Source organism: Delftia lacustris (assembly GCF_040267515.1).
In the GTDB taxonomy this organism is placed as follows: Bacteria; Pseudomonadota; Gammaproteobacteria; order Burkholderiales; family Burkholderiaceae_C; genus Comamonas; species Comamonas tsuruhatensis.
The window spans coordinates 4,941,337-4,961,145 of sequence record NZ_CP141274.1 but is presented as its reverse complement, the minus strand read 5'-3'; the positions used below and the strand labels follow the sequence as shown (position 1 = coordinate 4,961,145).

The 19,809-nt window shown below is 68.9% G+C and carries 21 protein-coding genes and 1 tRNA gene; 7 read left to right on the top strand and 15 right to left on the bottom strand.

The features are described from left to right. The first annotated feature begins 50 nt into the window (after window positions 1–50). The 6 genes from U6958_RS24225 (at window position 51) to U6958_RS24200 (ending at window position 7,747) form a co-directional block, all read left to right on the top strand. The gene (locus tag U6958_RS24225; RefSeq protein WP_074923879.1) at window positions 51–1,274 is read left to right on the top strand and encodes an efflux RND transporter periplasmic adaptor subunit; all 1,224 of its coding nucleotides are present in this window, start codon (window positions 51–53) and stop codon (window positions 1,272–1,274) included. After that, window positions 1,271–4,486: an efflux RND transporter permease subunit gene (locus U6958_RS24220; RefSeq protein WP_016449589.1), complete on the top strand. Its 3,216-nt coding sequence runs from the start codon at window positions 1,271–1,273 to the stop codon at window positions 4,484–4,486. Before U6958_RS24225 ends, U6958_RS24220 begins: the two co-directional genes overlap by 4 nt. A 120-nt stretch (window positions 4,487–4,606) precedes the next feature. Then, window positions 4,607–4,693, top strand: a tRNA-Leu gene (locus tag U6958_RS24215). 185 nt (window positions 4,694–4,878) lie between these two features. Beyond that, a complete protein-coding gene (locus U6958_RS24210) occupies window positions 4,879–5,895 on the top strand; it encodes a tyrosine-type recombinase/integrase (RefSeq protein WP_074923263.1) in 1,017 nt (338 codons plus the stop codon). A gap of 119 nt (window positions 5,896–6,014) precedes the next feature. Further along, window positions 6,015–6,440: a helix-turn-helix domain-containing protein gene (locus U6958_RS24205; protein ID WP_074923264.1), complete on the top strand. Its 426-nt coding sequence runs from the start codon at window positions 6,015–6,017 to the stop codon at window positions 6,438–6,440. Further along, window positions 6,440–7,747: a type II toxin-antitoxin system HipA family toxin gene (locus U6958_RS24200; RefSeq protein WP_074923265.1), complete on the top strand. Its 1,308-nt coding sequence runs from the start codon at window positions 6,440–6,442 to the stop codon at window positions 7,745–7,747. Before U6958_RS24205 ends, U6958_RS24200 begins: the two co-directional genes overlap by 1 nt. 26 nt (window positions 7,748–7,773) lie before the next feature. Here U6958_RS24200 and U6958_RS24195 read toward each other — a convergent pair whose 3' ends face one another. The 6 genes from U6958_RS24195 to U6958_RS24170 all read right to left on the bottom strand — a co-directional run bounded on the left by U6958_RS24195 (window position 7,774) and on the right by U6958_RS24170 (window position 11,462). Beyond that, window positions 7,774–7,980, bottom strand: a complete 207-nt coding sequence (locus U6958_RS24195; protein ID WP_012204496.1) for an AlpA family transcriptional regulator — start codon at window positions 7,978–7,980, stop codon at window positions 7,774–7,776. Between the two features lie 42 nt (window positions 7,981–8,022). After that, a complete protein-coding gene (locus U6958_RS24190; RefSeq protein ID WP_074923266.1) occupies window positions 8,023–8,271 on the bottom strand; it encodes a hypothetical protein in 249 nt (82 codons plus the stop codon). A gap of 21 nt (window positions 8,272–8,292) precedes the next feature. Next, entirely contained in the window at window positions 8,293–10,278 is a 1,986-nt protein-coding gene (locus tag U6958_RS24185; RefSeq protein ID WP_074923267.1) for a replication endonuclease, read from the bottom strand. 4 nt (window positions 10,279–10,282) lie between these two features. Beyond that, window positions 10,283–10,747, bottom strand: coding sequence for a hypothetical protein (locus tag U6958_RS24180; protein WP_070080536.1), 465 nt, complete (start codon window positions 10,745–10,747; stop codon window positions 10,283–10,285). 108 nt (window positions 10,748–10,855) lie between these two features. Next, a complete protein-coding gene (locus tag U6958_RS24175; RefSeq protein WP_074923268.1) occupies window positions 10,856–11,179 on the bottom strand; it encodes an ogr/Delta-like zinc finger family protein in 324 nt (107 codons plus the stop codon). A 61-nt stretch (window positions 11,180–11,240) separates the two neighbouring features. Beyond that, window positions 11,241–11,462 (bottom strand): hypothetical protein, encoded by a 222-nt coding sequence (locus tag U6958_RS24170; RefSeq protein WP_224986487.1) that lies wholly within the window; start codon window positions 11,460–11,462, stop codon window positions 11,241–11,243. Window positions 11,463–11,548: 86 nt separating this feature from the next. On the opposite strand from U6958_RS24170, the gene U6958_RS24165 reads away from it, so the two are divergent. Further along, a complete protein-coding gene (locus U6958_RS24165; protein ID WP_012204502.1) occupies window positions 11,549–11,881 on the top strand; it encodes a helix-turn-helix domain-containing protein in 333 nt (110 codons plus the stop codon). Window positions 11,882–11,929: 48 nt separating this feature from the next. On the opposite strand, the gene U6958_RS24160 is transcribed toward U6958_RS24165, so the two are convergent. From U6958_RS24160 to U6958_RS24120, 9 genes are all read right to left on the bottom strand, one after another. Further along, window positions 11,930–12,931, bottom strand: coding sequence for a contractile injection system protein, VgrG/Pvc8 family (locus tag U6958_RS24160; protein WP_074923285.1), 1,002 nt, complete (start codon window positions 12,929–12,931; stop codon window positions 11,930–11,932). After that, window positions 12,931–13,371 (bottom strand): phage tail protein, encoded by a 441-nt coding sequence (locus tag U6958_RS24155; RefSeq protein ID WP_012204504.1) that lies wholly within the window; start codon window positions 13,369–13,371, stop codon window positions 12,931–12,933. Before U6958_RS24155 ends, U6958_RS24160 begins: the two co-directional genes overlap by 1 nt. An 11-nt stretch (window positions 13,372–13,382) precedes the next feature. Next, window positions 13,383–16,211 carry a phage tail tape measure protein gene (locus U6958_RS24150; protein WP_074923269.1) on the bottom strand — a complete coding sequence of 943 codons (2,829 nt, stop codon included), beginning with the start codon at window positions 16,209–16,211 and terminating at the stop codon, window positions 13,383–13,385. Window positions 16,212–16,324: 113 nt separating this feature from the next. Continuing rightward, window positions 16,325–16,441 (bottom strand): GpE family phage tail protein, encoded by a 117-nt coding sequence (locus tag U6958_RS24145; RefSeq protein ID WP_012204506.1) that lies wholly within the window; start codon window positions 16,439–16,441, stop codon window positions 16,325–16,327. 8 nt (window positions 16,442–16,449) lie between these two features. Next, the gene (locus U6958_RS24140) at window positions 16,450–16,809 is read right to left on the bottom strand and encodes a phage tail assembly protein (protein WP_012204507.1); all 360 of its coding nucleotides are present in this window, start codon (window positions 16,807–16,809) and stop codon (window positions 16,450–16,452) included. Between the two features lie 66 nt (window positions 16,810–16,875). Continuing rightward, window positions 16,876–17,385, bottom strand: a complete 510-nt coding sequence (locus U6958_RS24135; protein WP_012204508.1) for a phage major tail tube protein — start codon at window positions 17,383–17,385, stop codon at window positions 16,876–16,878. Between the two features lie 63 nt (window positions 17,386–17,448). Continuing rightward, the gene (locus tag U6958_RS24130; RefSeq protein WP_074923270.1) at window positions 17,449–18,642 is read right to left on the bottom strand and encodes a phage tail sheath subtilisin-like domain-containing protein; all 1,194 of its coding nucleotides are present in this window, start codon (window positions 18,640–18,642) and stop codon (window positions 17,449–17,451) included. A 58-nt stretch (window positions 18,643–18,700) separates the two neighbouring features. Beyond that, complete coding sequence (locus U6958_RS24125; RefSeq protein WP_074923271.1) at window positions 18,701–19,186, bottom strand: hypothetical protein; 486 nt, start codon at window positions 19,184–19,186, stop codon at window positions 18,701–18,703. After that, complete coding sequence (locus tag U6958_RS24120) at window positions 19,187–19,597, bottom strand: hypothetical protein (RefSeq protein WP_074923272.1); 411 nt, start codon at window positions 19,595–19,597, stop codon at window positions 19,187–19,189. Between the last annotated feature and the right edge of the window lie 212 nt (window positions 19,598–19,809).

The following is a 19,809-nucleotide window of genomic DNA, read 5'->3' as shown; positions in this document are numbered from 1 at the left end:
CGGATCTTGCAGCCCGCAGCCGCTTTTCGCACCAGCCCTCCCGGATCCACATGCCCGACTTGCCATCGAACCCTGCCGCGCCCGCTTTGCCGCGCCATCTTCTTCTTGCCCCTCTGTGCCTGGCCGCCGCGCTGGCGCTGGGCGCCTGTTCCAAGGCCGAGCCGCCGCCCGAGCCGGTGCGCGCCGTCAAGCTGCTCACCGTAGGCGTGGGCGCGCTGGACACGCAACTGGAATACGCGGGCGAGGTGCGCGCGCGCATAGAGTCGCGCCTGGGCTTTCGCGTGGCCGGCAAGCTCGTGCGCCGCGAGGTGGAACTGGGCCAGCACGTGCAGGCAGGCCAGTTGCTGGCGCGGCTCGATGCCAGCGACTACCGGCTGGGAGCTGACGCCGCGCGCGCCCAGGTGACGGCCGCGACCACGCAGCGCGATCTTGCCGCCGCCGATGTGAGGCGTTACTCGCAGCTGAAGGCGCAGAACTTCATCAGCGGTGCGGAGCTGGAGCGGCGCGAGGCCACGCTCAAGTCCGCCCAGGCGACGCTGGACCAGGCCAAGGCGCAGCTGGCATCGCAGAGCAACCAGGAGGCCTATGCCCAACTGCTGGCCGATGTGCCCGGCGTGGTGACAGGCATAGACGCCGAGCCCGGCCAGGTGGTGTCGGCCGGCTCGCCCGTGGTGCGCATTGCCCAGGACGGCCCGCGCGACGTGGTGTTCGTGGTGCCCGAAGACAAGCGCGGCGCCATCCGCGTGGGCCAGAAAGTGAATGTGCGCCCGTGGTCGGCCGGCATGCAGCCGCTGCAGGGCCAGGTGCGCGAGGTGGCGGCCAGTGCCGATCCGGTCACGCGCACCTACCAGGTGAAGGTGGCACTGCCCGCGTCGGATGCGGCCGCCGTGCCGCCGCTGGGCGCGACGGTCCATGCGCTGCCCGAGGGCATGGGCCCCACGGGCCAGCCCGTGATCAAGCTGCCCACCACGGCGCTGCGCCAGGAAGGCGGCGGCGGCCAGGGCACGGCCGTGTGGGTGTTCGATGCCGCCAGCAGCACGGTGAAGCTGCAGCCCGTGCAACTGGCCACGGCCGATGGCAACGAGGCCGTGATTGCCGCCGGCCTGACGCCCGGCATGCAGGTGGTGGCCGCCGGCGTGCATGTGCTCACGCCCGGGCAGAAGGTCACGGTCTATCAGGACCGGTATGACAAGACGCAGCAGCCGGCACAGGCGCCTGCCGCCGCAGGTGCCGCAGCTTCCGCAGGTGCTGCGTCCAGCGGAGCGGCCCAATGAGCGGGCCCAAGCACAAGGCGCCGCAGGGCGGGCACTTCAATCTTTCGCGCTGGGCGCTGGACCATGTGGCGCTGACGCGCTATTTCATGGTCGTGCTGCTGCTGCTGGGCTTTGCCTCGTACTTCCAGCTGGGGCAGGACGAAGACCCGCCCTTCACCTTCCGCGCCATGGTGGTGCGCACCAACTGGCCGGGCGCCACGGCGCAGCAGATGGCCGAGCAGGTCACCGACAAGATCGAGCGTACGCTGCAGGAGGTGCCCTACGCCGACAAGATCAGCAGCTACTCCAAGCCCGGCGAGTCGCTGATCATCTTCCAGCTCAAGGACAATTCGCGCCCCGGCGATGTCCAGCAGCTGTGGTACACGGTGCGCAAGAAGATCGGCGACATGCGCTACACCCTGCCGCAGGGCGTGCAGGGGCCGTTCTTCAATGACGAGTTCGGCGATGTCTATGGCGTGATCTACGCCCTGCAGGCCGACGGCTTCAGCTACGCCGAGCTCAAGACCATGGCCGACGACGTGCGCCAGCAGCTGCTGCGCGTGCCCGATGTGGCCAAGGTCGAGCTGTTCGGCGTGCAGGACGAGAAGGTCTACATCGAGCTGTCGCAGCGCCGCCTGTCGCAGCTGGGCCTGGACATGAACCAGGTGCTGGGCCAGCTGGGCCAGCAAAACGCCATCGAGGGCGCAGGCGTGCTGCAGACGCCGCGCGAGGACGTGCAGGTGCGCGTGGCCGGCCAGTTCCTGGCGGTGGACGAGTTGCGCGCCATGCCCATCCGCGGCGCATCGGGCGCGCAGCTGCGCCTGGGCGATATCGCCGAGATCCGCCGCGGCTATGCCGATCCGGCCAATGTGAAGGTGCGCCACCAGGGGCGCGAGACGATTGCGCTGGGCGTGTCCATGACCAAGGGCGGCGACATCATCCGCCTGGGCAAGTCCCTGCGCGGCGCCGTGGGCGACATCGCGCGCACGCTGCCGGCTGGCGTGGAGCTGGCCAACATGCAGGACCAGCCCAAGGCCGTGGCCGACTCGGTCAACGAATTCCTGCAGGTGCTGATCGAGGCCGTGGTGGTGGTGCTGGCCGTGAGCTTCATCAGCCTGGGCCTGCACAAGCGCGAGGGCCACCAGCCGCTGTGGAAGCGCTGGTACATCGATCCGCGCCCGGGCCTGGTGGTGGCCATCACGATCCCGCTGGTGCTGGCCGCGACCTTCCTGGCCATGTGGTACTGGAACATCGGCCTGCACAAGGTGTCGCTGGGCTCGCTGATCATCGCGCTGGGCCTGCTGGTGGACGACGCCATCATTGCGGTGGAGATGATGGTGCGCAAGATGGAGGAAGGCTACGAGAAGTACCGCGCCGCCACCTTTGCCTACGAGATCACGGCCAAGCCCATGCTGACCGGCACGCTGATCACGGCGGCGGGCTTCCTGCCCATCGGCATGGCCAAGTCCATGACGGGCGAGTACACCTTCGCCATCTTCGCGGTGACGGTGATTGCGCTGGTGCTCAGCTGGTTCGCCTCGGTGTACTTCGTGCCCTACCTGGGCATGCTGCTGCTCAAGCGCCCGCCGCACGCGGCCACGCTGCCGCCCGAGGTGGCCTCGGGCGAGGTGCCCATCGAGGAGACCAACCTCAATGCGTCCTCAGCCGAGCATGAGGTCTTCGACAGCCCGTTCTACAACCGCTTCCGGCGCGCCGTGAACTGGTGCGTGACGCACCGCTGGCTGACCATCGCCATCACGGTGCTGGTCTTCGCGCTGGGCCTGGTGGGCATGTCGCGCGTGCAGCAGCAGTTCTTCCCGGATTCCAGCCGACCCGAGGTGCTGGTGGACATCTGGTTCCCCGAAGGCACGTCGCTGGCCGCCAACGAGGCCGTCACGCGCCGCGTGGAAGAGCGCTTCATGAAGCTCGACGGCGTGCGCACGGTCAGCGAATGGGTAGGCTCGGGCGTGCCGCGTTTCTACCTGCCGCTGGACCAGGTGTTCCCGCAGAACAACGTCTCGCAGTTCATCCTGGTCGCCCAGGACCTGCCCACACGCGAGCGTCTGCGCAAGGCGCTGCCGGCGCTGCTGGCCCAGGAGTTCCCCGAAGTGCGCGGCCGCGTCAAGCTGCTGCCCAACGGGCCTCCCGTGCCCTATCCGGTGCAGTTCCGCGTCTCCGGCACCGATCCGCAAAAGCTGCGTGCCTATGCCGACGAGGTCAAGCAGGCCATGATCGCCAACGCCGACATGCGCGGCGTCAACGACAACTGGAACGAGTCCGTCAAGGCCGTGCGCCTGGAGGTGGACCAGGACAAGGCGCGCGCCCTGGGCGTGAGCAGCCAGGCCATCGCCCAGGCGGCCCGCGTCATGCTCAGCGGCTCCACCGTGGGCCAGTTCCGCGAGGGTGACAAGCTCATCGACATCGTGCTGCGCACGCCGTATTCGGAGCGCGACGCCATCACCGACATCGCCAACGCCTACCTGCCCACGGCATCGGGCAAGTCGATCCCGCTCACGCAGATCGCCAAGCCCGTGATGGTCTGGGAGCCCGGCGTGATGTGGCGAGAAAAGCGCATGTTCGCCATCACCGTGCAGGGCGATGTGCGCGAGGGCCTGCAGGGCGCAACGCTGACCCATGCGCTGCTGCCGGGCCTGCGCGAGATCGAGGCGCGCTGGCATGCCGCGGGCGACACGGCCTACCGCATCGATGTGGCCGGCGCCGTGGAGGAAAGCTCCAAGGGCTCGGACGCCATCGTCGCTGGTGTGCCCGTGATGCTGTTCCTCACCTTCACGCTGCTCATGCTGCAACTGCGCAGTGTCAGCCGTTCACTGCTGGTGTTCATCACCGGGCCGCTGGGCATTCCCGGCGTGGCGGCGGCGCTGCTGCTGCTGGGCCGGCCCTTCGGCTTCGTGGCGCTGCTGGGCGTGGTGGCGCTGATGGGCATGATCCAGCGCAACTCGGTGATCCTGATCGACCAGATCGAGACCGACCGCGCGCGCGGCGTGCCGGCCTGGGACGCCATCATCGAAGCCGCCGTGCGCCGCCTGCGCCCCATCGTGCTGACGGCCGCTGCCGCCGTGCTGGCCATGATCCCGCTGTCGCGCAGCGTGTTCTGGGGCCCCATGGCCGTGGCCATCATGGGCGGGCTGATCGTGGCCACCGTGCTGACACTGCTGGCGCTGCCGGCCATGTACGCCGCCGTGTTCCGCGTGCGCCGCGAGCCCACGCATTGAGGTGGCGGAAACGCAGAGGCCGCCGCTCAAATCCGGGGTATGGCAATGCACCCCGCAATTGCGGCTAGAATCTGCGCCCTGACCTAGGAGCCGCCGCGCAGGCGGCTCCCCCAAGAACCAGCGCGGGTGGCGAAATTGGTAGACGCACCAGGTTTAGGTCCTGACGCCAGCAATGGTGTGGGGGTTCGAGTCCCCCCCCGCGCACCACGCACCAACGCCGCTCAACTGCGGCGAACACTGCTCAAGCCCGCTTCCTGTAGAGGAGGCGGGCTTTTTTTCTGGGTCTCCGCTGCAAAACGGAACGGGTTGAAACCGGCACAAAACAGCGCAAAATCACATCACAATCCCGCGCAGATCCCGCTTGTGATCCCGCGCGTGCAGCAGGAGATGGGATGGCGTATTTCCGGAAGGTGAAGAACGGCTGGCGGGCCGAGGTGGAGCGTGCGGGTATTCGGCGCACCGCCACGCGGGCGACCAAGGCCGAGGCGCAGGGCTGGGCCGTGGCCGAGGAGGCGGCCATTCTGGCCGGCGCGCGCGGGGAGTTTCCGCGGCGCACGCTGGCCGAGGCGGTGGAGCGCTATCGGCGCGAGGTCACCGACAAAAAGACGGCCAGCACGGCGCGGGCCGACCATTTGCGCTTTGATGCCTGGCTGCGCGAGTTCCCCGAGCTGGCGGCCAAGGTGTTCCACGAGATCACGGGCGACGACCTGGCGCGCTGGCGCGATGCGCGGCTGCAGCAGGTCTCTGGCGCCAGCGTGCTGCGCGAGGCGCAGCAGTTCCGTCCCATCTGGACGCTGGCGGTCAAGCAGTGGAAATGGGTGGGCAAGAGCCCCTGGCCCGAGATCAAGCTGCCGGCCAAGTCCCATGCGCGCCGGCGCACGGGGCAGTGGAGCGAGGTGCGGCGCATGCTGCGCTCGGCCAATGTCTCGCCGCGCCTGGCGCCTGTCACCGCCATGGAGCAGACGGCCTGGACCATGCTGGTGGCCCTGCACACGGCCATGCGCAGCGGCGAGATCCTGAGCATGGGCCGCAGCAATGTGGATCTCAAGCGCCGGGTCTACCACCTGCCGCACCACAAGACCGAGGCCAAGGTGGGCGAGCGCCATGTGCCGCTGACGCGCCGTGCCGTGCGCCTGCTGCGCGTGCTGGACGCCGCCGCCGAGGCTGCCGGGCGCGACGCCTACTGGACCATCAGCGACGCCAGCCGCGACACGCTCTACCGCAAGCTGCGCGACCGGGTGATGGTGCAGGGCCTGCGCTTCCATGACCTGCGCGCCACGGCGCTGACCTGGCTGAGCAAGCGCGTGGATGTGATGACGCTGGCCCGCATCAGCGGCCACGTGGATATCAACGAGCTGTTCAATACCTATTACCGGGAGACGGCCGAGGACATCGCGGCACGGTTGTAGGCAGGATGGCTGCCAGAAATATCACTCCAATATGATATCTTGACAATATTATTCTAGAGTGATAATTTCAATTCATCATCTTGAGATGATATTTTGAATGCCCTGGCCAGGAGAACACCATGGACCACCTGTTGCAACTGCCCGATCAGCTTGCGCTGCACCTGAAGTCGCTGCGCAAGGCCGCCGGCGTGAGCCAGGCTCAACTGGCACAGCGGCTGGGCGTGTCCCAGTCGCGTGTGGCGGCGATAGAGCGTGATCCGGCCGCCATCAGCGTGCGCCAGCTGATGGAGATCCTGCAACTGCTGGATGCCGATCTGCTCATGCGGCCCAGGGCGGATGCGGTGGCTTCTCCTGCGTCTGCACCTATGCCTGTGCCTGTGCCTGTGCCTGCGCCTGTGCCTGCTGCGTTGAGGGTGGCTGAGCCCGCTCCACAACCGTACGCGGGTGACAACGTACCCCGCAAGCCTGCCGACCGCCCCGTGGCCTTCAAGCCGCAGGCGCTGCCGCCGCACTGGCAGGACCGCAAGCCGAAAGGGTCCTGGTGATGGCGGCGCTGGGCGTCTGGATGAATGGGGAGCGGGTGGGCACCTGGGAGGTCACGCGCACGGGCCGCCATGTGTTCGCCTATGACCCGGCCTGGCCGCAGAGCGCGCATGCGCGGCCGCTGTCACTGTCCATGCCCTTCACCCGCGACCTGACGGTGGCGGGCGAGGTGGTGGCCCACTATTTCGACAACCTGCTGCCGGACGGCGAGGGCATTCGCCGGCGCATTCACCAGCGCTTCGGGCTGCGCGGGATCGATGCGTTTTCGCTGCTGGAGGCCATTGGCCGCGATTGCGTGGGTGCCGTGCAGCTGCTGCCCGAGGGGGCCGTGCCCGACGGTTTTGACCAGGTGCGCTTCGAGCCGCTGAGCGAGGCGCAGATTGCCGAGCACCTGGCCAGCCTGGGTGGCGGGTTTGGCGCGCTGGAGGTGGACCAGGAGTTCCGGCTGTCCATTGCCGGTGCGCAGGAGAAGACGGCGGTGCTGCGCCATGGCGGCCAGTGGTGCCGCCCGCTGGGTGCGACGCCGACCACGCATATCCTGAAGCCGGCCATCGGCGTGGTGCCGCACTGGCACTACGACCTGAGCGAGTCAGTGGCCAATGAGTGGCTGTGCGCCCGCCTGCTGGCCGAGCTGGGCTTTGCCGTGGCCGACAGCAGCATCGAGACCTTTGGCGGGCAGCAGGTGCTGTGCGTGGAGCGCTTTGATCGCGCCTGGACGGCGCAGGGCTGGATTGCGCGCCTGCCGCAGGAAGACTTCTGCCAGGTGCGCGGCGTTGCCAGCGCCAGCAAGTACGAGACTCACGGCGGGCCCGGCATGCTGCAGTGCCTGCAGGTGCTGCAGCATGGCAGCGAGCCTGCCCAGGATTGCGCCCGCTTCGTGATGGCCCAGCTGGCGTTCTGGCTGCTGGCGGCCACGGACGGGCATGCCAAGAATTTCTCGGTGTTCCTGCAGCCGGGCGGCGGCTATGAGATGACACCGCTGTACGACGTGCTGTCGGCCTGGCCCATCATCGGTCACGGCCACGGCAAGATTGCCCGCCAGCGCGCCAGGATGGCCATGGCCCTGCCGGGGCGCAGCCGCCACTACCGCCTGGGCGAGATCCAGCGCCGCCACTGGAAGGCCCTGGCCGAGACCACGCGCATCGCAGGCCTGTGGGAGAGCATGGTGGAGATGGTCGAGGCGCTGGACGGCGCCATCGACCGGCTGCAGCCGCGCCTGCCGGCCAGCGTGCCGCAGCCTATGGCCCGGCAGATCTTCGACGGGGCGCGCGACCAGGCACGCCGTTTTCTTGCGGGCAGCGATCACTGAGCGCACGGCGATGGCCTGGTGCCTGCTCACCGGCGCCCCTCGGCCCAGGCCTTGACGTCGGCCATGCGCCAGTAGCGGATGCGGCGGCTGGCGTTGATGAAGGGCTTGGGAAAGTCCGGGCGCTTGGTCAGGCGCGCGGTGACGTGCTCGCGGCTCAGGCCCAGGTAGTTGGCGATGCCCTGGGTGTCCAGGCGCGGGGCGCTGTGAAAGAGTTCCATGTTCTGTTGCGTCATTGCGGTGTTCTCCGATGTCGTGTCCGGTGCTGGGGTGCTTGATCAGGCCTGGCGCGGCGTGATGGACTTGCCTGCCTTCTTGCGCTCCACACGTTCAACTCGCTCGACTCGCAGAACGGGCCGGCCGCTGGCCAGCAGGGCGCAGGCCTGGGCGTGGCTGGCGCTGGCCGCCTTCAGGCGCAGCACGGGCAGCAGGCGGGCGTCGGCCAGTTGATCCAGATGCGCGGCGTCCACGCCGTGGGGGATGAGGGTGGCGCGGTAGCTGCGCAGGGCGGTGATGTTGTGGTGCATGGTGGGTCCTCCTGGGGTGGATCAGCTGGTAAAGAACGGGTGGTTGGGTGGCGTGGCGCCGGATGCGGGGCGGTGCAGCACGGAATCGGGCGCGGAATCGGCACCCGAATCGGGCTCGGACGGGTTGGCCCGGTCCTCGCGCTGGTGCCCGCCGCGGCCGATGAGGGCGCGCAGCGTGTGGCCCGTGAGCCGGGCCGTACAGTTATTGAAACCAGTCCAAGCGCGCGCCAGTGGCGCGCGGGCGGGCAGGGCGGGCGGGGCCACGTCGGCGACCTCGGCACCCTCGGCGCTTTCTGCACCTTGGGTTTCCTGGAACTCCAGCGTGGCGCGCGCCACGCTGCGCCAGGCGATGCGGCGCGAGACCAGCCACTGGCCGCGCCGGGTTTCCAGGCCCACCACGCGGCCGCAGCCGGGCGCGATGGCCTCGCCGTATTGGTTGACGGCGCCGGCGGGCACGGGGCGGCGTGCCATGCGCAGGTGCCAGCGGTCGCGGGCCAGGCAGTGGCCGCCCATGGCTTCCATGTAGCGGCGCCAGTCGGCGGGGATGTCGGGCCCGTGGCGGTGGCTGGCGCCCCAGGCCTTCCAGCTGGCCTTGTCGCCGTCGATACGGATCTGTTCGACCTGGTCCTTGCTGACACGGCGCAGCTCGCGCCAGACGCAGACGCTGGGCATGCCCACGGCCTGGAACTGGCGAATGCCCCAGCAGGCGGCCCAGGCGTCCACGCGGCGGTGGCCGGGCATGCCGCCCTGCTCCACATCCCACAGGCGGCCCTGCACCACGTCCAGGTGGTCGGCCAGGGCCGCATGGCCCACGCTTTTGGCGATGTACTTGGCCACGTAGCCGGCAGCGCCGCCGCCGGTCATGCGCTTGACGTTGACGCGGTTGCGCTGGGCGCCGCGCTCGTCGCCATCTTCGCTGAGCCACCATTTGCGGATGGCGGCCTCGATGTGCTGGGCGTGCTCCTCGCACTCGGCCCAGACCAGGGCGTGCCAGTGCGGCGTGGCGTCATGGTGCGGCTCGGCCACGCGGATGCCGTACATGGCGATGCGCTGGCGGCCCAGGTGCGATCGCACGCGCGCCCACATGGTGCGCAGCCACAGCTGGGCATCGCGCGGCGTGCTGTGGCCGTCGTAATGGGGATTGGGGCGCGGCCGGCCGCCGCTGCCCAGCGTGACGGCGTGAAAGCGGCTGGGCGCCGTCAGCGTGAGAAAGAGGCCGACATGGCTGCGCGCGTCGGCATATTCCTCTGCGCCGCGGATGCGCGTCATCAGCTCGCCGCCACGGATCACGGGGTTGGCCGGCGACAGCGCGGCCAGCTCGGCCAGGGTGAAGACTTGGCCGGCCTCGTTTCGGTAGAGGCTGCGCTCCAGCGCGCGGGCGTTGCGTTCGATCTGCGCGGTGCGCCGGCGCACGGTGGCGTTGCTGGCATAGCCGCCGGCGCTGCGGTTGACGATGCCCAGCTTGACGGCGCCGGCCTCCACGGTGCGCGTGACGTGGCGGCGCAGCATGCGGCGCCACCAGGCCGCGTCCAGCGCGCGGCGGATGGCGGGCTCGCCGGCCAGCGGCGTGCTTTCCTGCAGGCCCAGCATGCGCAGCATCAGCCGAACCAGGTCCACGCGTGCGGCCAGGTCCATGTTCTGGGCCTGGGCGCCGGCGTCGAGCTCACCGACTTCGTCGCTCAGGCGCCTGGCCATCTGGCAGATCTCGTAGTCGTCCAGGTTCCACTCGGCCGCACGGCCGTGGCGGCTGGCAAAGTCGTCAATGGCGGCCAGCGCGTCGTGGCAGGCAGCCCATTCGGGCTGGCCGTTGGCGTGTTGCGCGCCCTTTTGCCAGTCGCCCAGGCCCAGCAGCTTTATGGGCTGCAGCCACTGCGGCGGCAAGGCTTTTTCCAGCGCCTGCATGGCGCGCTGGACCATGTGGGGGCGGGGCTTGTGCTGGTCCCATTGCTGCAGGCTGGCGGTGCGCAGCCTGCGGCCGGTGGATTTGGCGGCGAGCAGGACGGACATGGGCTCAGGTCCTCAGGGCCAGCGCGCGCAGCGGCAGCAGGCAGGTGCGCAGCGCTCGGATCTGGCGGCGGATGGCGTCGCGCTCGGGCGGCGGCATTTCGCGCCAGTCGCGCAGGGCCAGCTCCTCGATCTCGCCGTCTATGCCCGCCAGCAGCACCAGGGCCATGCGGTAGTGGCTGGCCAGGCCCGCCCATTCGCGGCTTTCGGCGCTGCCCGAGCGGCCGTTGGAGGCGCGCTGCGCGGCTTCGCGCTGCAGCTCGCGCAGGCGGATGCGGCAGTCCCTGACGCTCAGGCGCTGGTAGGCCTCGGGCAGTGCGGGCGGGTCCACGGGCCGGTATTCGGGCCGGTATTCGGGCGCGGGCGCATCGTCTGCCTGCAGCAGTCGCATCAGATCGGAAAGGCGCAGGTCGCCGAGCTTCATGGTCTGTCCAGGTCGTTTCAGGGTGAGCGCATCCCGCAGGGCCTTCATGCAGGCTCCGCAGGTTGCGGGAAAGGGGGTGGGGTGGCGGCGGTGCAGGCGGGCTGCCCGCGCGCCGGGTGGGGCGCCGTCAGGAGCGGCGAAGGCGCCCCGGCCGCGCTAGCTGCGCGCGCCTTCGGTGGATTGGGCGGATTCGGCCGCCTGGGCTGCGCGGTGCGCTGTGCCTTCGTATTGCGAGGACGGCATGGCGTCCAGCTGGGTCTGCAGCAGCTTGCGCTTGATGTGCGTGCTCATCGGCAGAATCACCATGGGGTTGGGGATGGCGCTGGGGCTGATGGTGCGGTTGATCTCGGTGACCGCCGAGAACACATGGCCGCACTCGAAGTTGCGGCACTGGAAGATGGTCTCGCGGCTGGTGCTGGTCAGCTGCAGGCTGGTGCGGGTGTAGGCGTGTTCGTTGCAGTGGGGGCACATCATGCGCATGGCAGGCTCCTGGGGGCAGTTGGGATCGAAGACAAGGCGGTGAACAGGTCGGCGCGGGTGGCTATCGCGCCTGATCGGCCTGGGGCAGCGGCGGCATCTGCTGCTCGTACTGCTGCATGCCCATGCGGTACAGCTTCAGCGCGAAGTTGGAGGCGCTGCGGCTTTCACGGCTGGCATAGCGGGCGTGGCGTTCGCGTTCGGATGCCGTCATGCGCAGTGGCACGGGCCTGTCATGAAGCACCGGATCCGCAGGGATACCGGGCACGGCTCTGGGGGAGTGCATGGCTGTCATGTAGTATTTGGGATGGTTTGGATGGTTTGGTTACACGCTGACTGCATCATTGCTCGAAATTTCGAGCATGTCAATTGATGAATAGAAGAAATTTCGATCACATCGGTGAAAGGCTGAGGCAGGAGCGTCTGCGTCTGGACGTGGCGCAGCTCGCCATGGCCGACGCCTGCGACGTCTCGCGCGGCACCCTGGCCACCTGGGAGAAGGGCGAGCAATCGCCCAATGCGGCCGCCCTGGCCGTGATGGCGGGCCTGGGCGTGGATGTCCTGTATGTGGTCACGGGCCAGCATGCGAACGCATCGGTCCAGACCCTGGCGCCCGACGAGCGCGAGCTGCTCGATTGCTACGGCCGGGCCGACGATTCGGGCCGCGCCGCCATCATGGCCGTGGCGACCCTGGCCGCGCGCTGAACGGCCTGCGCCGGCCGCTCCAGGACGCGCTCTACCCGCCCCTCTCGCTCACTTGGCGCGTGTCTCCAGCGTCAGCTTGGAGGTGAAGCCGGCGTCGCCCAGCTCGTGCTGGATCTTGACGACCAGCCACGGCGTGTCATCGATCTCCGCCTTGAACCCCTGCAGCTTCAGCGGCGTCTGCGGCATCAGGTCGGGCCGCGCCAGCGCCAGTTTCAGGCCCATGGTGGCCTTGGCGCGGTTGATGCGGCCCATCTCGGCCTTGGCGGCGGCCTGCGCCTCGGCCTCGCTGCCGTAGGTGTCCTTCAGGCGCTTTTCGTTGTCTTCGGCGCCCTGCGTGGCACTGCGTTTTTCGGCGCGATCCGCGTCGTTCCAGTACGCGCGAACGCCGCTGTAGTCGTTGCGCGCGGCCGTGTGGTAGGCGTGGCTGTCTCCCTCGGCGCGCGTGAGCGTGGCGGCCTCCACGGTCTGGCCGCCGGCGGTGATCTTGCTGTCGATGGCGATGAAGGCCAGCTTGCCCTTCTTGACCGTACACACGGCGTCGTACTGCCGCGCCAGGCGGCTGCAGAAGTTCAGGTCGCTTTCGTGGGTCTGGTCGATGTGGTCCACGCGCAGGTTCTCGAACTGCGCGTCCACGCGTACCTGCAGGCCGTTGCGCTGCGCAATGCTGCGCACGATCTGGCCCAGCGTGCTGTTGTGGTAGCTGTGCTCGGAGCGCGTGCGCAGCTGGCGCTTGAGCTCGGCCGAGCGCGCATGCACCACGATTCTGTCGGGCGCACCCTGGTGCTCCACCTCGTCCACCTCGTAGGTGCCCTTGTCGACCAGGCCGTGGCCGGCCCAGCCCAGCTTCAGCGCGATCTTGGATCCCTTGCCCGGCAGGGCCAGGCGCCCATCGCTGTCGTCCAGCGTGATGTCCAGCTTGTCAGCCTCTTCGCCGCGCGATTCGGACAGCGTCAGGTTCATCAGCCGCGTGTCCACCTGGCTGGTGATGTTGCGCCCGTCCAGGACGATCTCGTACTGGGGCTTGGCGTGCAGGTATTCCTGTGTGGCCATCAGATCCACCATTCCCAGAAGTCGTCATCGGGCCAGGGATCGACGCCGCCGCCGCCTTCGGCCAGGTGGTCGTCCACGCGGGCCAGCTTGAGATCGAACTCGATGCGGCGCGGCTTGCCGCCCGGTGTGTAGTGCGTGCCGGTCTGCTGCAGGCTCTCGATGACCCAGGCGCCCAGGATGCTTTCGCCGCCCACCAGGGCCCATGCCTTGCCCTGGTCGGCCATTTCGCGCAGGTCGTCCAGCGACTTGGCCGTGCCCCGGAACTCGGGTGCGAGCACGCCGGTCAGGCCCAGCGTTTCATCGCCTGGGCCCAGCGACTGGCGGGCGGGGCGCGCGCCCACGCGGCTGTTGCTCGGGTGGCGCCAGGTGCTGCTGCGCACCAGCTTGTCGAATGCCAGTGTGTCGATGCCGAAGGCAAACTGGCCCAGTGTGATCAGCATGCTCATGCTCCTCAATCGATATCGGACAGCTGCGACAGCACGCTGGAGCGCTTGGCCATTTCGCGGCGGTCCAGCTCGGCGGCCACGGCGCGGGCAATGGCCTGCGCATCCTGGCCGGGCGCAGCGTTGACGGTGATATGGATGGTGGCGCCGGCCACCGGGGCCGGTGCCGGCGCGGGAGCAGCGGCGCTGGCCAGCGGCGGGCGGCTGTCGATGCGCACGGCGCCCGTGTCGGCCAGGGCCGGCATGGCGCCCGTGGCCAGCGTGGCCGCCGTGGCTGCAGCCGCGACACCCTGGCGCAGTGCGCCGGCGCGGCCCTGGTCGGGTGTCGACGCATCGCCGGACTTGAACCATGAGCCCACCGACGAGGCCAGGCCGCTGATGCCCTTGCCGGCCAGGTCAGAGACCACGCCGAACAGGCCGCCCGTGGCGCCATCGAGGCCGGCCTTGCCGGCGTCCAGCAGCGTGCCGCCGACGCCCTTCCAGTCGCCGGCCTTGAAGGCGGTGGAAAGGCCGTCCCAGTTCTGCATGATCGAGCCGCCCGCGCCCATCAGGCCGCCTGCCAGCCGGCCCATGGGTGTCATGCGCACCAGGCCCATCAGCGATGCGGCTGCACCACCCAGACTACCGCCCAGGCCACCGCCGACGGCGCCTGCGGCACCCAGGCCGGCACCCAGCAGGCCCATGACGGCGCCCGCACGGCCCTTGCCTGCACCGCCGCCGAAGATGCGGCCTGCAGCGCGGCCCGCGCCGGCCAGGGCGGTGCCTATGCTGCCCATGGCAGCGCCGCGGCCCATCATGGCCAGCGACAGGACCACGGCTCCCAGCCCGCGCCTGAGCACGCCCGCAGCGTTGCTGGCCATGCGCAAGCCTCCCGACAGCAGACCCATGGCTCCGCCACCGCCGCTCATCATGGACAGGGACAGGACCACGGCGCCCACGCCGCGCCTGAGCACGCCCGCAGCGTTGCTGGCCATGCGCAAGCCGCCGGCCAACAGGCCCATGGCACTGCCGCCGCCGCCCATCATGCCCAGCGACAGGACCACGGCCGCCAGGCCGCGCCTGAGCACGCCCAAGGCGCCGCTGCCTGCGCCCATGGCCGCGCCCAGCAGGCCGAACACGGTGCGCGTGAGCAGCAGCGGCGCCAGCAGGCCGAACAGCACGCTGCTCACCACGCCGACGCCTGCCACCAGCAGGCCCAGCACGGCCACGATGCGCAGCGTCCACTGCACGATCTGGGGATGCTCCTTGACCCAGGCACGCATGCCTTCGGTCATCTCGCGCAGCGTGCCCAGCACGGCCTTGAGGTCGGACTCGATGGTCGAGCCCATGTCGCTCAACAGGCCGTTGTAGCTGTCCTTGACGGACTCGTATTGGGCCGAGACCGAGTCCTTCAGGATGGCCACGCGCCCATCCAGATCCGCCTGTGACTTGAGCTGGGAGGCGATCTGCTGGTAGCCGCCCGGGCCCTGCTGGAGCAGCGCCTCCAGGGCCTTGCGCGTCTGCGCATCGCCGCCCGCCAGCTTGTCCAGCGCAGCGGCGCGCAGCTTGTCGCTGCCCAGGCTCTGCAGCTTTTGCAGCTGGGCCATCATCTGCTCGGTGCCGCCGAACTTGCCGCTGGCGTCCTTGAAGTCCAGCGACACGCCCTGGCCCGCGAGCATCTTGTTGACCTGGCCCAGTTTGGCCGGGTCCATGGAGTTCTTGACCAGGTTGCCCACGGCCTTGCCGGCGGCCTCGCCGCTGATGCTGGCGTCGTTGAGCATGAGCAGCAGCGGCGCGAACATCTGCCCCGATCTTGCGCCCTGCTGTCCCAGCTGCGGCAGGGCCTTGCCGATGGCGTCCAGGCCCTTGACCATGCCTGTGGGGTCCAGTCCCAGGTGGGAGGTGCGCTGCACCGTGTCGGCCAGTGCGGCCATGTCGCCCGCGCTTGCGCGGGTGGCCTGCTGCAGCTGCGCCGCGAACTCGCCGGCCTCCTTGGCGGGCATGTTCAGCACCGCGCCCAGGTTGGCCGCCTGCCGGGCCACGCCGCCCAGCACATCCTGCGAGGACACGCCCTGGCGCTGCAGCTGGTTCATCATCACGATGTAGTCGGCCGTGCTGCCGGGCATGTCGGTGCCCAGGCTCTTGGCCATGTCCAGCACCTGCTGGTAATCGGCGCCCGGCTTGCCGTTGCTGCCCGCCATGGTGGCGCGCAGCTGTGCGGCGGCCTGGTCGTCGGTCATGAAGGCCTGGCTCACGGCGCGCACGGGCGCCAGCATCTTGCCGCCCGTCTCGCGCAGCGCCTGGCCGCGATCGGCCAGGGTCTTGCTCTGCTCGCGCAGGGCGTCGATCCTCTCCAGCCGCTGGGCGGCCGGTGCCACCACCTTGCGCTGCTTTTCCATCTGGGCCGTGGTGGCGCGGATGTCGTTGTGCAGCTTGCGCTCGTGCGCGGACAGGTTGCCCGTGTCCACGCCCGCGCCGCGCAGGCCTTCGCGCATGTCCATCAGGCGCGATCGCTGCGTGGCGCGCAGCAGCGCCAGGCGCTCTTCCTCGACCTGGGCCGAACGCAGCGCGCGCAGCATGGCGCGCGAGGGCTGCTCGCCCGCGCCCGATTCCAGCCGCAGCTGGGCCATCTGCTGGCGCGCGCCGCGCAGCCGTGCCGTGGTGTCGGCCAGGCCGCTGCGCAGCGCGCGGTAGTCGCCCAGCTGGGCTTGCTGCTGCTGCAGCTTCTTCAACTGGTCGACCGTTTCCTTGAGTTCCCGGGCCGTGTTGCTGCTGGTTCTGCCCAGCAGCGCCAGGGGCTGGTGCACGCGCTCGGCCTGCTTGAGCACCTCGTCCAGGCGCAGGGTGTCAACGGCCATGGAGGGCTCCCTGGCCGGTGCGGTGTTGGCGTTGGGTGGAGGTCATGGGCAAGGGGCGTGCAAGAGAGGGGCGAGAGGCGGGCGATGGAGTGGGGGTGGTGCTCAGTCCTGGCTCAGTCCTGGCTTTCGTAGCGCTCGCGCGCCCGCTCATGCCATTGGCCGAGTTCGGCCAGCGACATGTCCTCCATGTCCGCCGGCCGCCAGTGGAAGACCATGGCCAGGTCGGCCATGGCGTCCTCTACGCGCTCGGGAATTGCTCCCTCTGAGCCTTCGGCACCAAAAAAGAGGCCACCTCCGTACCCAGGGTCACCAGGTCGGCGGGGTCCAGCTGCAGCACCTCGGCCTTGTGCAGCATGGGCTCGGTCACGCGCGGCAGCAGGGTCTGCAGCGCGGTCACGTTCATGTGCAGCAGCTCGACCAGCGACAGGCCGCGCAGCGCGCCGGCATTGGGGCGGCGCACCAGCACCCGGGCCAGGTCGCCGCCGGGGCGCTTGAGCGGCACGTCGAGCGTGATCTCGCGCGCATCGCCCGATGCGAGGGCGGCCGCATTGGCGGCAGCCTGGTTCTGGAGGTCTTCCTGGGGCTTGGTGGTGTCCATGGTGTGTCAGCGTTCGGGTGAAGAAGAGGAGGACCGGGCCGGCCGGCCCGGTCAGTTGAGCCAGGCTCAGATGCCCAGCGCGGCGCGGACCTGGGCCAGGCGGTCGATGCCGTTGACGACTTCGACGAAGTTGACCGGATCGATCTCGATCAGCACCTGGCCGTTGATGGACAGGCGGTAGTAGCTGACTGCCAGCTTGTACTTGATCTCGGTCTTGTCGCCGGCCTTGGCCTTGCCGGGGTCGAACTCCGAGAAGCGGCCACGCATGACCACTTCCAGCGAGTCCACGCCTTCGCTGTCATCGCCCTGCAGGGCGCCGGCGAAGCGCAGCAGCACGCCGTCGTGGCGCAGCGTGCCCCAGGTGGAGATCAACTCCTTCATGTAGCCGGCAGCGGTCAGGTCGGCCTCGATGGCCTCCATGCCGAAGTCCAGGCTGACCTCGCCGTTCATGCCGCCGGCGCGGTACTTCTCCATCTTGCGGGTGAGCTTGGGCAAGCCCACTTCGGGCATGTCGCCGATGTACGAGTTGCCATCCACGAAGGTGGCGAAATTCTTGAGAGAGCGGGGCAGTCCCATGGTGCTTTTCTCCTGTGTATCCGGTGTGTTCGGTGTATTGGGTGTGTCGGGTGCGGCCGCCGTTTACTGGCCGGTGCCCACGCGCAGGGCGAAGTCGGCGAAGTAGCGATCGGTGATGCGCTGGCGAAAGCCCAGGTCCTCCAGCGGAGGCACGGGCGTGTAGTCGTAGTCCAGCACCAGCTTGCCGGCCTTGAGCGTGGCGGTCTCGTTGACCGTTTCGTCGTACCAGGCCTTGCCGTCCAGGATGTAGCCCAGGGCCTTCAGTTCGCGGAACTTGGTGTTGATGCCTTCCAGGATGTCCTTGACCAGGCTGGGGTGCATGGGCTTGTCCACGGCCCAGAAATGCGCCTCGGCCATGGTGTCGGCCAGCACCTGCGCGGTGCGCACGCTGGACTCGAAGCGGAACAGCTCGCTGTCCGTGCAGGTGCGCGAGCCCCAGAAGCGGTGGCCCTGGCTCTGGATCAGCGTGGTGATGCCGGCCTGGTTGAGGATGCCGGCCTCGGTATCGGGGCTTTGCAGGTCCCAGTGCACATCGCGCGAGATGCCCAGCACGCCGGACAGCGGCACGTTGGACAGCGTCTTGTGCCATCCCTGCTCCTGGTCGATGCGTGCGCGCAGGCCCAGGGCGTAGGCCACGGGCGAGGCATCCTGCACGGCGGCGGTGGACAGGTCCAGTGCCTTGAAGCCGGGCCACAGCAGCATCAGCTCGCGCTGGCCGAAGTGCTCGCGGTAGGCCTGGGCCTCGGCCACATCGTTGCCGATGGCCGCCGCATAGGCGAAGCCGCGCAGCTTGATGGCCACGGATGCCAGCGCGTCGGTCACGGCCTGGCTGTCCAGGCCCGGCGCGCCCAGAATGCGCGGCTTGACGCCGAGCTGGGCCTGGGCCGCCAGCAGCGCCTGCAGGCCCGTGTACTGGTTGCCGGTGGTCGTGCCGATGACCTTGGCGTCCTGGTCGGTGCGGCGCTCGGCCTCGGTGGCGCCTTCGCCATCGGCCACGCGCACGACGACCAGTACCGGGCGGCACTGCTCCTTGATGGCGTTCAGCGCCTGGGCCAGCGTGCCCTTGGTGCCGGCCTTGCCGATGGCCGCATCGACCTTGGTGACCAGCACCGGGCGGTTCAGCGGGAAAGTGGCCGCATCGGCGTCGCTGGCCGTGGCCACAAGGCCGATGACGGCCGTGGACACGATGCGGATGGAATTGATGCCTTCGCTCACTTCCGTGACGCGAATGCCATGATGGAACGGGGCTGTCGCCATGGTGTTCTCCGGGTTGGGGGGTGGTTGGGCCGTGGGGCTGTCGTCAAAAAAGGGGTGGTCACGGCTGTTCGTGGGCTTGTACGGGGCCGTCCAGGATTTCCTGGGCACGCCCCGCGGCGATGAGTCCGAAGGCCTCGAACCGGCGCAGGCTGTCGGCCAGTTCGGGGTCGTCAAGATCGAGTTGCCGCGCCTGCTCGATGTCCTTGAGCAGCGAGCGCAGCGTGGCCGCGTTGAGCCGGTCGGCCTCGCCCGCCTCGGCGCGGTCCACCACGGCCCACTCCAGCGCCGTGCGCTCGACCACGGTGAAGCGGCGGCGCAGGGCGTGGGGGGTGATGTGGCGGGGAGCGGATTCGTTGGACGCTGCCCGGTCTTCAGGCAAGGCCTGCGCCACGTCTTCCCAGTGCGTGCCGGTCCAGCGGCGGCCGAGCACCGAGGTGTCGTAGCGGGGCAGAGGGAGCAGGTCGGGGGCGTTGAGCTCGGCGTGCGTTTCGGTGATGGCGAAGGCCACGCCGGCGGGGGTGAGCTGGGCGTAGTGGTGGGGCATTTATTTGTACTCCACCAGTTCCCAGGAGACCAAAGTGTTGTAGTAAGGCGTTTGCACTGTGCCATTGGCCTTGATCTGATTGCTGTTGACCAGTTCAAGCATTACAGAATTGCTGGACAAGACATTGGAGACCCCTTGGGAGGTGTAGACGCTAGAGAAAAATGCGCCTGTGTTGCCCAGGTTTTTGAGCAAGCTTTTGCCTGGAGTAACTGCGGTGATGGATATGGTCTTCGTCGCTTGGCTGCTCATGTCGATCACCCCGCGTTGAATGCTCTTGATATGGCTGCTGCCGCTTATCTGAGTGCTCAGGCCCGCGATTTCATCGAGCGCAGCCGCCACGGCACTGCTCAACGCAGCAATCTCCGCCCGCGTCTTCACCAGATCGGCACTGATGACGGCATCCAGGCTCATGCAGGCACCTTTGCGCAAGCTGCGGTGTTGATGGAATCGACAGTGATGGTTTGTGTCATGCTGAAGTTCATGCAGCGAAGGCGGCCTGGTTGTCCTTGCAGGGCTTGGCGCCTGCCGCCTGCAAGGCCGCTGGCGCTGTGCCCGGGTTGCATTGATGTTCTCGCGGCGGGGGCATGGGCGCCAGCGACCTTGGCTGTGCGGGGGGGCTGCAC

Excerpts from the sequence above, each read along its gene's own strand:
- U6958_RS24155 (WP_012204504.1), bottom strand. The coding sequence starts at position 13,371 with ATGCTGATCACACTGGGCCAGTTTGCCTTCGGCATCGACACACTGGCA.
- U6958_RS24200 (WP_074923265.1), top strand. The coding sequence starts at position 6,440 with ATGGCGGCGCTGGGCGTCTGGATGAATGGGGAGCGGGTGGGCACCTGG.
- U6958_RS24210 (WP_074923263.1), top strand. The coding sequence starts at position 4,879 with ATGGCGTATTTCCGGAAGGTGAAGAACGGCTGGCGGGCCGAGGTGGAG.
- U6958_RS24170 (WP_224986487.1), bottom strand. The coding sequence starts at position 11,462 with ATGCACTCCCCCAGAGCCGTGCCCGGTATCCCTGCGGATCCGGTGCTT.
- U6958_RS24175 (WP_074923268.1), bottom strand. The coding sequence starts at position 11,179 with ATGCGCATGATGTGCCCCCACTGCAACGAACACGCCTACACCCGCACC.
- U6958_RS24160 (WP_074923285.1), bottom strand. The coding sequence starts at position 12,931 with ATGGCCACACAGGAATACCTGCACGCCAAGCCCCAGTACGAGATCGTC.
- U6958_RS24225 (WP_074923879.1), top strand. The coding sequence starts at position 51 with ATGCCCGACTTGCCATCGAACCCTGCCGCGCCCGCTTTGCCGCGCCAT.
- U6958_RS24150 (WP_074923269.1), bottom strand. The coding sequence starts at position 16,211 with ATGGCCGTTGACACCCTGCGCCTGGACGAGGTGCTCAAGCAGGCCGAG.
- U6958_RS24195 (WP_012204496.1), bottom strand. The coding sequence starts at position 7,980 with ATGACGCAACAGAACATGGAACTCTTTCACAGCGCCCCGCGCCTGGAC.
- U6958_RS24185 (WP_074923267.1), bottom strand. The coding sequence starts at position 10,278 with ATGTCCGTCCTGCTCGCCGCCAAATCCACCGGCCGCAGGCTGCGCACC.
- U6958_RS24180 (WP_070080536.1), bottom strand. The coding sequence starts at position 10,747 with ATGAAGGCCCTGCGGGATGCGCTCACCCTGAAACGACCTGGACAGACC.
- U6958_RS24205 (WP_074923264.1), top strand. The coding sequence starts at position 6,015 with ATGGACCACCTGTTGCAACTGCCCGATCAGCTTGCGCTGCACCTGAAG.
- U6958_RS24130 (WP_074923270.1), bottom strand. The coding sequence starts at position 18,642 with ATGGCGACAGCCCCGTTCCATCATGGCATTCGCGTCACGGAAGTGAGC.
- U6958_RS24165 (WP_012204502.1), top strand. The coding sequence starts at position 11,549 with ATGAATAGAAGAAATTTCGATCACATCGGTGAAAGGCTGAGGCAGGAG.
- U6958_RS24125 (WP_074923271.1), bottom strand. The coding sequence starts at position 19,186 with ATGCCCCACCACTACGCCCAGCTCACCCCCGCCGGCGTGGCCTTCGCC.
- U6958_RS24140 (WP_012204507.1), bottom strand. The coding sequence starts at position 16,809 with ATGGACACCACCAAGCCCCAGGAAGACCTCCAGAACCAGGCTGCCGCC.
- U6958_RS24190 (WP_074923266.1), bottom strand. The coding sequence starts at position 8,271 with ATGCACCACAACATCACCGCCCTGCGCAGCTACCGCGCCACCCTCATC.
- U6958_RS24220 (WP_016449589.1), top strand. The coding sequence starts at position 1,271 with ATGAGCGGGCCCAAGCACAAGGCGCCGCAGGGCGGGCACTTCAATCTT.
- U6958_RS24135 (WP_012204508.1), bottom strand. The coding sequence starts at position 17,385 with ATGGGACTGCCCCGCTCTCTCAAGAATTTCGCCACCTTCGTGGATGGC.
- U6958_RS24120 (WP_074923272.1), bottom strand. The coding sequence starts at position 19,597 with ATGAGCCTGGATGCCGTCATCAGTGCCGATCTGGTGAAGACGCGGGCG.
- U6958_RS24145 (WP_012204506.1), bottom strand. The coding sequence starts at position 16,441 with ATGGCCGACCTGGCCATGGTCTTCCACTGGCGGCCGGCGGACATGGAG.